This is a genomic window from Nostoc sp. XA010, assembly GCF_020829625.1.
Lineage (GTDB): Bacteria > Cyanobacteriota > Cyanobacteriia > Cyanobacteriales > Nostocaceae > Nostoc.
Genome location: NZ_JAIVFX010000011.1, coordinates 131,566 through 145,561, shown reverse-complemented (window position 1 = coordinate 145,561; position 13,996 = coordinate 131,566). Strand labels below are relative to the sequence as shown.

Here is a 13,996-nt window from a genome sequence, read left to right as displayed (position 1 = left end):
TGGGCATTGGTTATTCTTTGCGTCCCCAGTCAATACGGTTCGGATAAGATCCCCCCGCCTGTGGCGACCCCCTTAAAAAGGGGGATAAATGAGGAAATTAGCCCCCCTTTTTTAAGGGGGGTTGGGGGGATCTTCGCAGGGTAAACAAGCTAACCGAACCGTATTGCATCCGCAGTCCCCAGTTTATGAACTAGAAATAATACCTACAATAATTTTTATCAGCATAAATAAATCTTCTGGAACTTGATAACGTTTCTGGTCTTGAATCACCTGACGATTTGCACGATGGTAAACTCCAAAACGCCAGTCTTCACCAGTCGTAACTGCTCCATATAGAAGTTCAGATGTAGATTTAGTCCATTGATCAAGTGCTATTAATTCAACAGCAAGTTGAGTAAATCCTCGCACTAAATCAGATTGTTTGGCTTCGATAACTAATAAATTTTGAGGGGCTGCAATATAGTAGTCGAGAGTCCCTTTTAGATAATTGTTGACAGCAATAGAATATTCTATATTGAGTCTCTGATTAGTTAAAGCACATACTTCAAACAAAATTGGCCCAATTAAAGCTTCGCGTCTAGTAGTTTCATTAACTAAATCAATATGAGATAAATTACGGCGAAGTTGCTGTTGTAAAAATTGGATATCTAAAATTTCTGATGATTCAGGTAATGTTATATTTTTCCTTTCAATAGTGCAATTTAATTCGGCTAGAATATCATCAATTGTGAAAGGCAATTCAAAATATCGGCTGAAAGTATAAGATTCACCAACTTGGAGAATGCGGCGGGAACTCATAATAAAACCTAAGCCAAATTTATCCTCCTATTTTATATAAACTTCGTCAACTCACGTCTTGCGCCAGAGTAGCTGGCCGATCGCCACATTAGCATCGCTGGGATTCAGCCCCGCCTTAGCCTTTTCTAGTCTCGCAACAGCAGCTTTAAAAGCTTGTCCTGTTTCCTTAATTTGCAGAATAGCGATCGCACCTGTATTCCCATCTGCTGATATTGGTTCATAGATGTGATCGCCTTTTGCATTGCATTGGACTAAGTAGCCATTCTAATTTTTAGGGCTTTGAGTTGTGCGTCGATTTGCGATCGTTGTAACTGATTCTGCTGGGTATTGCCGTCTTTTTTTTAATTGAGCTTTTTTGCAAAACTGCCATAATTTGACGTTTTCGCCCTGGAGGGTGAAAACGATCGCTTTTGCTTTTATTACAGATAAGTGCCTTGACTATATATATTGAGTAGTAAATATCAAGTTTATATACAGCTAGGTTTGATATAGCAATTAGCGCATTTTAGTACAATATCAAATCTTTATAATTTTATCTGAAATTTTATTTTGTCTTTATTTACTTTTAAAAAATTTGTATTAACAGAATAAAGCTTTTTCAAACCAATTAATAATTAAGCAAACTTAGGAGTTTTTCTATCAAGATAAATTATATACATTAAGTTTAATGCTGTATAAAATAATTTAAATAACCACATTTTTATATAAAAATACTTATTCAAAAATCAAAATCGCAGTTTGGAGTTTTATAAAGTTATAATAAGCACGACTTGTATAAAAAGGTTGTTTGGTTTGCTTGATTATATCTTTAATTATGGGTATTTTGGTTAATTTATCAGTATTAATACTTAATAAGCTTCATCTATACATTTTTTGGCAAAATTCAGTTTTTAGAGCGCCATACTTATATCAATATATATTGACACCTACGATTTTTTGGTAAATTCAAACTTATTTTTAATTTACTTTGTATAAATTCCCACTATGTAATATCTGTTCTGAAGATGTGTAATACACATTTCTTAAACAACTAGTTGCTTGACCTATTTAGCAAGAGTAGTAAGATACTTACATGGGCACGAAAAAGTTACCAGATATACAGTTTACGCTTATATCTATTACTTTGGGCTGACCTGACTTTAATCCCAACAATCAAATGAGAACTAAGATTATGGAAAGCACATTGTTTACCGCATTAAGCACCAACGAAGAAGCTAACCTATCGGGCGGATGGGGTTCTTATACCTATAGCCCTACTGTTATTCAGGGCGCAGGCGGTCCTGCTTCTAGCGGTGGTTCCATTAATAATGGAAGTGGAAGTTCTGGATCTGTTAATCTTGGCGGTCCTGGTACCGTTTTTGTTTTTGCTTCTAGATAATAAATGTAAAGACGCGATTAATCACGTCTCTACAGAGATCAAGTGGTAATTCTAAAAGTATTTAACCTGTTTCTTCTGTAGGTTAAGTTACTTTTGAACCAGTCTTAAACAGCTAATTGGCAGGTTCTACGCTAGCCATTAGCTGTTTCTTTATTTTTGCTAGATTAACATACGTTTATTGCCGCCCACACGCTTTATTCAACAAACTTAACAAAGTGCCTGGGCGATATAATTTTTTTCAATTAATAAATATTTCAGCGAGTTAAACGTTTTTATATTAAAAAAAGAAGTTATATCCATTCAAACTTGGGTTGTATACAATAACTACAAAAAAACCGTTTTTACATAAAAATATTTATTCAAAAATGCAGAATCCCAGTTTTGAGTTTTAGATATTTATTTAAGTGGAACTTGTATAAAAATGTTGTTTGGTTTGCTTGACTATATCTTTACTACTGAGACTTTTCATTAATTTACCAGTATTAATATCAGTATTTATATTTAATATAATAAACTTAAATTATACATTTTTTGACAAAATTAAACTACTTGCTTGCAAACTGCTGTATGTTTTTATTTCTTAAAAGAATAATTGCTTGACCTATCTAGCAAGAGCCGTATAATAACTCTGGCGGCACAAAACTGCTATCTTCAGAAATCGACCATATTCATCACAATCTAAAGTTTAATGAACTTAATGAACGACAGCAAAACGCTTTTTACAGAACTGACTTCCAACGAAGAAGCAAGTATGTCTGGAGGTAAAAAAGCTGACAAGAATGAAAAGCCTAATAAGCAGCCGAAAACTGTAAATTATGTCTTTTTCTTTGGAGATATTAATGGCGCAGGCGGTGGTGCAGCTACTGGTGGTGCCATTGGCGGCGACTCTGGATCTGCGGTTGGCGGTACAGGTAACGCATTTATATTCGGTTGATAATTAAAATTTCCAAATCATGCCTGATTAGGAATTAGCAATATTTCTTATTTCATCAGGGTTTTCAAACTTAACAAATTCCGATTGACTGTTTTTTCATAGCTACAGTCAATGGGAATTGGTATAGCTTTTTTCGGAAAATACTGCTTATCTTTTAGTAGTCGATTAGAAAATAAGCGCTATTGTGTACACGGATAAAACCCTGATATTTTTTTGGTTTTTCTCACAATGTTATTGCATATTTGGGTGTAAAATTAAATACCAAGTTTTTACATAACATAGCAAAGAAGATTGTGGAGTAAATTATTTTTAATTTTCAGCCGTCAACACTTGCTCTACTGTTAATTCTAACTCTGGAAAAATTTTAGATTGAATGCATTGAGTACCAACAAACTCGACTGGTTCATATAATTCTTCAATCAATGTGAAAACAGTCACTTTGTTTGTTAATGGATCAACAATCCAATACTCTGGAATATTTAAAACGTTATATTCAACTCGCTTGGCTCGATAGTCTACGGTCTTTGTTGATTCGCTAACCACTTCTACCACCAACAAAGGGGGTGATTCGTTGAGTTCAATAACTGCTTCTCGGTTTCTCAACTCTCGCCACTGAGGTAATGGAATCACAACTACATCTGGAATCCTCGATGTATCCCATCTGCCAGCACGGGGGGAACGAACACCGATAACCATTTGTTTAGAAGTCCAATCTAACTTTAACCGGAGAATTTCTGCTCGGAAACAAACATTGATAAATTCTGTTACTGCACCATGTTGCCCACTTCCTAGACTCATGGGAATTAGTTCTCCATTGACCAATTCATAGCGGGTATCAGTGCCATCATCATATTTCAGGTATTCCTCAAAAGTGAGCTTTGGGGTGGTTATAGTCATTACTTCCCGTTGCAAATTTTTAGCTTGCTTTGACAACTAACACCGAACAATTAGCCTCTTCCACAACTTGACTGCTAACAGAACCCTGAACAATTCGCTTCATCCCCATCAATCCCCGGCTGCCAATTATAATCAAGTCAGTTTTGTAAATATTGGCAAGGCGAATAATCTCTTCGGCAGGATCACCAGTTACCAGTTCTAACTCACTGCTGACTGATAACTTTTGCTGATAGGCTTGCAGTTGTTTTTCAATCTGAAAATAAGAAAATGTTGGTGACTCTGGCTGAGGACGATCGGCAGGTAGTTCCATCTCTGATTCTGGTGTGGGAAACACATGACAAAAAATAACCTTCGCATCTTTTGAGAACGCCAAATCATCTAAAGCCTGAATTACTCGATCTGAAATTTCCGAACCGTCCAGAGCTACCAAAACACTATTTAGCACCGCTCTCGTCTCCTAAAGAGTAGACACCTTACATAAGTATCTAGCAAAATTCGTCGGCAGCGACACTAAAGCAATTTTTTATTTACTTATTAGTTTATATATTTGAGACGGGGCATAGGTCGCTTTCACACCACTTTCATGCTAGCAAATTATAGCAACTGGTCTAGAAAAGCTTTTTTTTCACAAGCTTCTGGGAGAGGAAAACCCTCTTCCAGAAACTACCGTCGGCAATGCCCGACTTGTGGACGCTTAAAGGACATCTGAAGGCAGAATAGTAATGGCGTGCCGCTATCCAAACTTTATAGTTATAAGAAAAAATTAACCATTCCAAATCACTCTTCTTGCTGAACTCGGCGTCGGACTGAATCAGCATGAGAAGGTAAACCTTCTGCTGTCGCTAACACATCAATGGCACTAGCCACATTTTGTAGCGCAGTTTGGGAGTATTGAATAATACTAGAGTGTTTGAGGAAAGTTTCCACCCCTAATGCCGAAGCATAGCGGGCAGCGCCAGAAGTTGGCAGGGTATGGTTAGGACCTGCCAAATAGTCTCCTACAGCTTCTGGTGTCGAGTAACCCAAAAAGATTGCCCCAGCGTGGCGAATCTGTGGTAATAATGCCCAAGGGTCTTTGATTTCTAATTCCAGGTGTTCAGGGGCAAATTCATTTGAGAGTTCTGCTGCTGCTTCGAGCGATTCCACAAGGACAATCAAGCCGTAGTGAGCGATCGCTTTTTCGGTGTCTATTCGCCGTGGATGATCAACTAGCTGTCTTTCCAAGGCTAATTGCACGTTTTTCGCCAAAGCCGCATCTGTTGTCAGCAAAATTGCTGCCGCCATTGGATCGTGTTCGGCTTGGGCTAGCAAGTCAGCAGCTACATGCACCGGATTTGCGGTTTCATCGGCAATCACCAGCACTTCGCTGGGGCCTGCCAAAGAATCAATGCCAACGGTGCCATAGACAAGTTTTTTCGCTAGGGTGACATAAATGTTACCAGGCCCAGTAATCACATCCACTTTCGGAATTGTTTCTGTGCCATAGGCTAAAGCAGCGATCGCTTGTGCGCCCCCAATGCGATAAATTTCTTGCACTCCTGCTTCTTGGGCAGCTACCAAGACTGCTGGGTTAATTGCACCCCCTGGCCCTGGTGGTGTCACCATCACAACGTGAGGTACAGCAGCCACCTTTGCCGGAATTGCATTCATCAGCACTGTACTGGGATAGGAGGCACGGCCACCAGGCACATACAACCCCGCCCGATCTACGGGGGTGTACCGTTTGCCCAACACTACTTCATCGTCGCCAAAGTGTACCCAGCTTTTTGGGACTCGCTGACGATGAAACGCTTCAATTTGGCGGCAAGCTAGGCGAAGTGCGCCCAACAACTCTTTTGACACCTGTTGATAGGCTGCATCTAGTTCCGAGCCTGTGACTCGGAGTTCTTCTGCTTTGAGGGTTTGTTTGTCAAATTCGGCTGTGTAATGCAATACAGCTTTGTCGCCTTGGCGCTTCACTGCTTGCAAAACTTCCCGCACCGTTGCTTCTTTGTGAAGCACCTGTTCGTCATGGGTGCGATCGCAGATCCGTTGTAGTTCTGCTCTAACGTCTGCCTGCTGAGTAATGATTCGCAGCATGGAGTAAGGACAATGCCAAAATTATAATAATATTCACACCTGAGATTTAGTATTGCTCTTGACCCACTGGGGTGTGCAAGCTGACTCTAATTCTCTTCTCTAGCTTAACCTGAATTTTTTTGATACTCTCAAGTCTGCCAGCATCTAGTTTGCTTGACAAGGCCACTTAATTGCTCAGTCAAACCAGCCAGAGGCAGGAAGCAGGCGTGCCATTTCCTGCTACTCTTACGCCCTTATCCTCACTCCTTACGGGGTGCGGGTGGTGTATTTACACATCCAATCCCCCAGATTTACAGGGGGTAGGGTCTGAGTATAATTTTTCTTTTCCTAACTTTTAGTAGTTAACATCTGTACAGAGACGATAATATAGTATCGATTCTATACTTTTAAACCCCTGAAGTTTAGCTATTTACAGTTCCTTGCCTTTGACAATACACCTGTTTTCAGAACAGATTGATTATATTGGCAATCACATTGCTTAATCAGGTGATGAGTTAGCGTTGACTATTTTACATGTACCTTATTTTAACGCATTTCCTTAATTGACGACACACCAAATTAAGGACTGGGGATTCGGGAGCAAAGACTAAAGACTATCTTCCCCAATCTCCAGTACCAAATTTCCAATGATAGATTTTTTTTTAGGAAATTATAACATTGGCAATTTGGATGCTATATTAGTAAGTCTAGTAGTGTGTGTACATATTAATAGTATTTTTGGAATTGACTGTGGCGAATACAAAGTCTGCTCTCAAGCGTGCCCAAATCGCAGAACGTAACCGACTGCGTAACAAAGCTTACAAATCAGCAGTCAAGACGCTGATGAAGAAATACATTAATGCTGTAGCTGTCTATACAGCTAATCCTACCCCAGAATTAAAACAAGAAGCACAAGCTCGCTTATCCGAGGCTTACGCCAAAATCGATAAAGCGACTAAGCGGGGTGTCCTTCACCCAAATAATGGGGCAAGGAAAAAGTCAAGATTGGCTCACAGGCTAAAACCCGTGACACAAACAGCTGAGTAGCCATTGGTCATTTGTCCTTAGTCATTTAGTGATTGGTAACAAAACAAACGACAAATGACGAAGGACAAACAACAAAGGACAAATGATGCAACTGATAGACACGCACGTTCATCTCAACTTTGATAGTTTCCAGCCGGATTTAGCAACAGTGCGATCGCGGTGGCAAGAAGCAGGAGTAGTACGTTTAGTACATTCCTGTGTTCACCCCGAGGAGTTTTCTAGAATTCAATCCATAGCGCACGAGTTTCCTGAAATCAGCTTTGCCGTAGGATTACATCCTTTAGATGCTGAGAAATGGGATCGCGAGACAGCCGAGAAAATCAAAACTTTAGCGAGTTCTGACTCTGGTGTGGTAGCAATTGGGGAAATGGGGCTGGATTTTTACAAAGCTGATAACTATGAGCATCAGCTAATGGTGTTTGAGTCGCAGTTAGCGATCGCATCTGAACTCAACTTACCAGTGATTATCCACTGCCGCGACGCTGCGGTGGCAACCAGAGAAGTGTTGGAAAAATGGCGGGAACTTAAAGGAGAAAGAGTGCGGGGCGTCATGCATTGCTGGGGAGGAACGCCAGAAGAAACTCAATGGTTTCTCGATTTGGGGTTCTACATCAGCTTTAGCGGAACGGTAACGTTCAAAAACGCCAAAGCGATCCAATCCTCGGCGGCGATGGTAAGTAGGGATCGCCTACTGATTGAAACAGACTGCCCATTTCTCGCCCCAGTTCCTAAACGGGGTGAGAGGCGCAACGAGCCTGCCTACGTGCAATATGTAGCCGAGCAAGTAGCTAAACTGCGTCAGGAGACGGTAGAGGCGATCGCCCATCAAACCACCCAGAATGCCTGTGAATTATTTGGTCTGTCAATATAAAGCGTGCAATAATTCTCTTTTATTCCGTTGTGCTAAAAAAAATAAAACTCTAGAGAGGGAAAATATGGTAATATTATTCCCTCAAAAACATTTTGCTTGCGCCATAATGATAAAGGAAGGAACCTAAAATTTCTGAGCCTAATTTTCCATACTCTTATCGGCTTGGCCATCCTCCAAATCTCTACAAGCGGATGCTCTCCACACATGACTAACTGTGCCAACCTAAGTTGAGCAAGATTGCACAATATCGGCTTGGTATGTATCGAACCTATTCAAAATCGTTAAACGAAATTGCCTTGTGAGTACAATCCAGCAAAATGAAGTGATTCTGATTCAAAGCCGACAAGGTGCGGATCATTCCCTCAGTCTTAGGATATCTAGGATATCACTGGGAGTATAAATAGCCGGGTGGATATAAGACACACCGTCTAGAGCTGCGTCAGCAAATTAACGCGCTTTTTGGAGGGGAAATGAAGAAAGTAGATAAAACTCAGGAATATCTCAACTGTATATTCTTCTTAAATCAAGACTATAGTGGGTTTTTGGCGTCTGAGTCCCTGATTTTGGCCGATTACCCCCTTGTCCAAATTGCTCATTCCAGCTTTAATGGCTGCGTTTGCCCACACCTGTAAATAGCAAGTGTGTAAGAAGGAGTTCCCAAACAGCTAAGGACACTAGCTAGCAGTGGGAAGCGTAAAACAGCAGTGTCCAAGGGAAAATTTTACCAGGTTGACAAAGGAAGAGGCATGACTAAAGAAACATACATGGAACCCGCCTTTCTGTTGCCCGACTTGATTGAAATCCAGCGTTCGAGCTTTCGCTGGTTTTTGGAAGAAGGGCTGATAGAAGAACTTAACTCCTTTAGTCCTATTACAGATTATACGGGCAAATTAGAACTGCACTTTTTGGGTCATAACTACAAACTCAAGGAGCCAAAGTACAGCGTCGAAGAAGCCAAGCGGCGGGATAGTACTTATGCCGTCCAAATGTATGTTCCCACACGGTTGATTAATAAGGAAACCGGGGAAATCAAAGAGCAAGAGGTATTCATTGGTGATTTGCCTTTGATGACCGATCGCGGCACGTTTATTATTAACGGAGCCGAGCGGGTAATTGTCAATCAAATCGTGCGATCGCCAGGCGTTTATTACAAATCAGAAATCGACAAAAACGGGCGACGTACTTATTCAGCTAGCTTAATTCCTAACCGGGGAGCATGGCTGAAATTTGAAACAGACCGTAACGATTTGGTGTGGGTACGCATTGACAAAACCCGCAAACTGTCAGCGCAGGTACTTCTAAAAGCTTTAGGGTTATCAGACAACGAAATCTTTGACGCTTTACGCCACCCCGAATATTTCCAAAAAACCATCGAAAAAGAAGGGCAATTCTCTGAAGAAGAAGCCTTGATGGAGTTATATCGGAAACTACGTCCTGGTGAACCACCCACAGTATTAGGTGGACAACAACTCCTAGATTCTCGTTTCTTTGACCCGAAACGTTATGACCTTGGTCGCGTCGGACGCTACAAACTCAACAAGAAATTGCGCCTTTCTGTTCCAGACACAATGCGCGTGCTGACTGCTGGCGATATCTTGGCAGCTGTAGATTACCTGATCAACCTAGAATATGACATTGGTAATATCGATGACATTGATCATTTAGGCAACCGTCGGGTAAGAAGCGTCGGTGAATTGCTGCAAAACCAAGTGCGGGTGGGCTTAAACCGCTTAGAGAGAATTATTCGGGAACGGATGACCGTATCCGATGCTGAAGTGCTAACTCCTGCTTCCTTGGTGAACCCCAAACCATTGGTAGCAGCAATTAAAGAATTCTTTGGTTCCAGCCAGTTAAGTCAGTTCATGGATCAAACAAATCCTTTAGCAGAACTGACTCACAAACGCCGTCTGAGTGCCCTTGGCCCTGGTGGTTTAACCCGCGAACGCGCTGGGTTTGCCGTGCGGGATATTCATCCTAGTCACTATGGACGCATTTGCCCCATTGAGACACCAGAAGGCCCCAACGCCGGATTGATTGGCTCCTTAGCAACCCATGCGCGGGTTAACCTGTACGGCTTCCTCGAAACACCATTTAGACCTGTAGAAAATGGGCGTGTCAGATTTGATGTGCCTCCAGCCTACATGACAGCCGATGAAGAAGACGATCTACGGGTTGCTCCGGGAGATATTCCTGTAGATGAAACCGGGCACATTATTGGGCCACTAGTGCCAGTCCGTTATCGCCAAGAATTTTCCACCACAACACCAGAACAGGTGGACTACGTAGCAGTATCTCCCGTACAGATTGTATCGGTAGCAACCAGCATGATTCCCTTCTTGGAGCATGATGACGCTAACCGAGCGCTGATGGGATCGAACATGCAACGGCAAGCAGTACCTCTGCTTAAGCCAGAACGTCCTCTGGTGGGTACTGGTTTGGAAGCCCAAGGAGCAAGGGACTCCGGGATGGTGGTTGTATCGCGTACTGATGGCGATGTCACTTATGTGGATGCTACAGAAATTCGCGTCCGTCCTAAACCTAATACCCAAGAGATTAAGTACACCCTTTCCAAGTACCAACGTTCCAACCAAGACACCTGTTTAAATCAGAAACCTCTCGTCCGCATTGGTGAACGGGTTGTTGCTGGTCAGGTATTGGCTGATGGCTCCTCCACCGAAGGCGGTGAATTGGCGCTAGGACAAAATATCGTCGTTGCCTATATGCCTTGGGAAGGCTACAACTACGAGGACGCGATTTTAATCTCTGAAAGACTGGTGCAGGATGATGTCTACACCTCAATTCACATTGAAAAATATGAAATTGAAGCTAGACAAACCAAACTCGGGCCAGAAGAAATTACCAGAGAAATTCCCAACGTCGGGGAAGATGCCTTGCGTCAGTTGGATGAACAGGGAATCATTCGCATTGGGGCGTGGGTAGAAGCTGGTGATATCTTGGTAGGAAAAGTTACACCCAAGGGTGAATCTGACCAACCGCCAGAAGAAAAACTGTTGCGTGCAATTTTCGGTGAAAAAGCGCGAGATGTACGGGACAATTCCTTGCGAGTACCAAACGGTGAAAAAGGCCGCGTAGTTGATGTGCGCTTGTTTACTCGTGAACAAGGCGATGAACTGCCCCCAGGAGCCAATATGGTAGTCCGGGTGTATGTTGCTCAAAAACGCAAAATCCAAGTTGGGGACAAAATGGCAGGACGCCACGGTAATAAAGGGATTATTTCTCGGATATTACCGGCGGAAGATATGCCTTATTTGCCCGATGGTTCACCAGTAGACATTGTACTCAACCCCTTGGGCGTACCGAGTCGGATGAACGTCGGACAAGTATTTGAGTGCCTCTTGGGTTGGGCTGGTCAAACCTTGGGAGTGCGATTTAAAATTACTCCCTTTGACGAAATGTACGGGGAAGAGTCATCTCGCCGAATCGTGCATGGGAAATTGCAAGAAGCACGAGACGAAACAGGGAAAGACTGGGTATATAACCCAGATAACCCAGGCAAAATCATGGTGTATGACGGTCGTACAGGCGAACCCTTTGACCGAGCAATTACCATCGGTGTGGCTTACATGCTGAAACTGGTGCATTTGGTGGATGATAAGATTCACGCGCGTTCCACAGGCCCATACTCACTGGTGACTCAGCAACCCTTGGGTGGTAAAGCACAACAAGGTGGTCAGAGATTTGGAGAAATGGAAGTGTGGGCATTGGAAGCCTTTGGTGCAGCTTACACCTTACAGGAATTGCTCACAGTTAAATCTGACGATATGCAAGGACGGAATGAAGCGTTAAATGCGATCGTTAAAGGTAAGGCAATTCCTCGACCTGGAACTCCAGAGTCCTTTAAGGTGCTAATGCGCGAGTTGCAATCATTGGGGTTAGACATTGCCGTACACAAGGTAGAAACCCAAACAGACGGCAGTTCTCTGGATGTAGAAGTCGATTTGATGGCAGACCAATCAGCCCGTCGCACGCCTCCTCGACCCACCTATGAATCTCTTTCGCGCGAATCGTTGGAAGACGACGAATAATCAATAGTCCTTAGTCCTTTGTCATTAGCAAAGGACTAAGGACTAATGACCAATGACCAATGACTAATGACTAAATATGAGACCTGCCCAAACTAATCAGTTTGACTACGTAAAAATCGGCTTGGCTTCCCCTGAACGGATTCGGCAGTGGGGCGAGAGAACATTGCCCAATGGCCAAGTAGTAGGTGAAGTAACCAAGCCAGAAACGATTAATTACCGAACTCTCAAGCCAGAGATGGATGGCTTGTTTTGTGAGCGCATCTTTGGCCCAGCGAAAGATTGGGAATGCCATTGTGGTAAGTATAAAAGAGTTCGTCATAGAGGTATTGTCTGTGAACGCTGTGGGGTAGAAGTCACTGAGTCACGGGTGCGTCGCCACCGCATGGGCTATATTAAACTCGCTGCACCAGTAGCTCACGTCTGGTATCTCAAAGGCATTCCTAGCTATATTTCCATCCTGTTGGATATGCCCTTGCGGGATGTCGAGCAGATTGTTTATTTCAACTCTTATGTTGTCCTGAGTCCAGGTAATGCCGAAACTTTAACTTACAAACAGCTGCTGAGTGAAGACCAGTGGTTGGAAATAGAAGACCAAATTTATAGCGAAGATTCTGTGCTGCAAGGCGTAGAGGTAGGTATTGGGGCTGAAGCGCTGTTGCGTTTGCTTGCCGATATCAATTTGGAACAAGAAGCTGAAAGCCTACGCGAAGAAATTGGCAACGCCAAAGGACAAAAGAGAGCCAAGCTAATTAAGCGACTACGGGTGATTGACAACTTCATCGCTACTGGTTCTAAACCAGAGTGGATGGTAATGGCAGTTATTCCCGTGATTCCCCCCGACTTGCGCCCAATGGTGCAACTAGATGGCGGACGGTTTGCCACCAGCGATTTAAATGATTTGTATCGGCGGGTAATTAACCGCAACAATCGTTTGGCACGCTTGCAAGAAATTTTGGCACCAGAGATTATTGTGCGGAACGAAAAGCGGATGCTGCAAGAAGCAGTAGATGCTTTGATTGACAATGGTCGTCGGGGACGCACTGTGGTAGGGGCAAATAACCGACCCCTGAAATCTTTGTCTGACATTATTGAGGGTAAGCAAGGACGTTTCCGACAAAACTTGTTAGGTAAACGGGTTGACTACTCTGGACGTTCTGTAATTGTGGTCGGACCAAAGCTGAAAATTCACCAGTGCGGTTTGCCTAGAGAAATGGCAATTGAGCTATTTCAACCATTTGTGATTAACCGCCTGATTCGTAGCGGCATGGTAAATAACATCAAAGCTGCGAAAAAGCTGATATCCCGCAATGATCCCAGTGTTTGGGATGTGTTGGAAGAGGTGATTGAAGGACACCCTGTAATGCTAAACCGGGCACCAACATTGCACCGCTTGGGTATTCAGTCTTTTGAACCAATTTTAGTAGAAGGTAGAGCGATTCAACTGCATCCTCTGGTGTGTCCAGCGTTTAACGCCGACTTTGACGGCGACCAAATGGCGGTACACGTCCCTCTGTCATTAGAAAGTCAGGCTGAAGCACGGTTGTTAATGTTGGCTTCTAACAATATTTTGTCACCAGCCACAGGTAAACCTATCATCACGCCTAGCCAAGATATGGTGTTGGGAGCCTATTACTTAACAGCAGAAAATCCCGATGCGACAAAAGGAGCAGGAAATTACTTTTCTTCGCTAGAGGATGTAATTATGGCTTTCCAGCAAGATCAAATTGACTTGCACGCCTATATCTATGTGCGGTTTGACGGGGAAATAGAATCAGACCAACCGGATACAGAACCCGTGAAAGTGACGGAAAACGAGGATGGTACCCGCACATTACTCTATAAGTTCCGTCGAGTCAGACAAGACGCTAAAGGCAATGTACTTTCGCAGTATATATACACAACTCCTGGCCGCGTTATTTACAACAATGCCATTCAGGAAGCACTAGCAAGTTAATTCGTAATTTCTA

Annotated in this window: 11 protein-coding genes; 7 read left to right on the top strand and 4 right to left on the bottom strand. The window is 42.9% G+C overall.

All coding sequences use genetic code 11. The features are described from left to right. Positions 1–183 precede the first annotated feature (183 nt). Positions 184–798 (bottom strand): hypothetical protein, encoded by a 615-nt coding sequence (locus LC608_RS18010; protein WP_229554826.1) that lies wholly within the window; start codon positions 796–798, stop codon positions 184–186. Between the two features lie 58 nt (positions 799–856). Between LC608_RS18010 and LC608_RS18005 the strand changes: the two genes are divergently transcribed. The 3 genes from LC608_RS18005 (at position 857) to LC608_RS17995 (ending at position 3,110) form a co-directional block, all read left to right on the top strand. Further along, positions 857–1,021, top strand: coding sequence for a hypothetical protein (locus LC608_RS18005; RefSeq protein WP_229554825.1), 165 nt, complete (start codon positions 857–859; stop codon positions 1,019–1,021). A 948-nt stretch (positions 1,022–1,969) separates the two neighbouring features. Continuing rightward, positions 1,970–2,176, top strand: a complete 207-nt coding sequence (locus LC608_RS18000; RefSeq protein WP_229554824.1) for a hypothetical protein — start codon at positions 1,970–1,972, stop codon at positions 2,174–2,176. A 697-nt stretch (positions 2,177–2,873) separates the two neighbouring features. Continuing rightward, positions 2,874–3,110, top strand: coding sequence for a hypothetical protein (locus tag LC608_RS17995; protein WP_229554823.1), 237 nt, complete (start codon positions 2,874–2,876; stop codon positions 3,108–3,110). Between the two features lie 309 nt (positions 3,111–3,419). Here the strand turns inward: LC608_RS17995 and LC608_RS17990 are convergent, their stop codons facing one another. The 3 genes from LC608_RS17990 to hisD all read right to left on the bottom strand — a co-directional run bounded on the left by LC608_RS17990 (position 3,420) and on the right by hisD (position 6,086). Then, the gene (locus tag LC608_RS17990) at positions 3,420–4,007 is read right to left on the bottom strand and encodes a Uma2 family endonuclease (RefSeq protein ID WP_229554822.1); all 588 of its coding nucleotides are present in this window, start codon (positions 4,005–4,007) and stop codon (positions 3,420–3,422) included. 19 nt (positions 4,008–4,026) lie between these two features. Next, positions 4,027–4,452, bottom strand: coding sequence for a universal stress protein (locus LC608_RS17985; RefSeq protein ID WP_229554821.1), 426 nt, complete (start codon positions 4,450–4,452; stop codon positions 4,027–4,029). A 332-nt stretch (positions 4,453–4,784) separates the two neighbouring features. Beyond that, positions 4,785–6,086, bottom strand: a complete 1,302-nt coding sequence (hisD, locus tag LC608_RS17980) for a histidinol dehydrogenase (RefSeq protein ID WP_229554820.1) — start codon at positions 6,084–6,086, stop codon at positions 4,785–4,787. Between the two features lie 729 nt (positions 6,087–6,815). Between hisD and rpsT the strand changes: the two genes are divergently transcribed. From rpsT to LC608_RS17960, 4 genes are all read left to right on the top strand, one after another. Beyond that, positions 6,816–7,112: a 30S ribosomal protein S20 gene (rpsT, locus tag LC608_RS17975; RefSeq protein WP_229554819.1), complete on the top strand. Its 297-nt coding sequence runs from the start codon at positions 6,816–6,818 to the stop codon at positions 7,110–7,112. Positions 7,113–7,197: 85 nt separating this feature from the next. After that, the gene (locus tag LC608_RS17970) at positions 7,198–7,983 is read left to right on the top strand and encodes a TatD family hydrolase (RefSeq protein WP_229554904.1); all 786 of its coding nucleotides are present in this window, start codon (positions 7,198–7,200) and stop codon (positions 7,981–7,983) included. 746 nt (positions 7,984–8,729) lie between these two features. Beyond that, positions 8,730–12,029 carry a DNA-directed RNA polymerase subunit beta gene (gene rpoB / locus LC608_RS17965; protein ID WP_229554818.1) on the top strand — a complete coding sequence of 1,100 codons (3,300 nt, stop codon included), beginning with the start codon at positions 8,730–8,732 and terminating at the stop codon, positions 12,027–12,029. Positions 12,030–12,105: 76 nt separating this feature from the next. After that, positions 12,106–13,983, top strand: a complete 1,878-nt coding sequence (locus tag LC608_RS17960; RefSeq protein ID WP_229554817.1) for a DNA-directed RNA polymerase subunit gamma — start codon at positions 12,106–12,108, stop codon at positions 13,981–13,983. The last annotated feature ends 13 nt before the right edge of the window (positions 13,984–13,996 follow it).

Excerpts from the sequence above, each read along its gene's own strand:
- LC608_RS18010 (WP_229554826.1), bottom strand. The coding sequence starts at position 798 with ATGAGTTCCCGCCGCATTCTCCAAGTTGGTGAATCTTATACTTTCAGC.
- LC608_RS18000 (WP_229554824.1), top strand. The coding sequence starts at position 1,970 with ATGGAAAGCACATTGTTTACCGCATTAAGCACCAACGAAGAAGCTAAC.
- LC608_RS17995 (WP_229554823.1), top strand. The coding sequence starts at position 2,874 with ATGAACGACAGCAAAACGCTTTTTACAGAACTGACTTCCAACGAAGAA.
- LC608_RS17990 (WP_229554822.1), bottom strand. The coding sequence starts at position 4,007 with ATGACTATAACCACCCCAAAGCTCACTTTTGAGGAATACCTGAAATAT.
- hisD (WP_229554820.1), bottom strand. The coding sequence starts at position 6,086 with ATGCTGCGAATCATTACTCAGCAGGCAGACGTTAGAGCAGAACTACAA.
- LC608_RS17970 (WP_229554904.1), top strand. The coding sequence starts at position 7,198 with ATGCAACTGATAGACACGCACGTTCATCTCAACTTTGATAGTTTCCAG.
- rpoB (WP_229554818.1), top strand. The coding sequence starts at position 8,730 with ATGACTAAAGAAACATACATGGAACCCGCCTTTCTGTTGCCCGACTTG.
- LC608_RS17960 (WP_229554817.1), top strand. The coding sequence starts at position 12,106 with ATGAGACCTGCCCAAACTAATCAGTTTGACTACGTAAAAATCGGCTTG.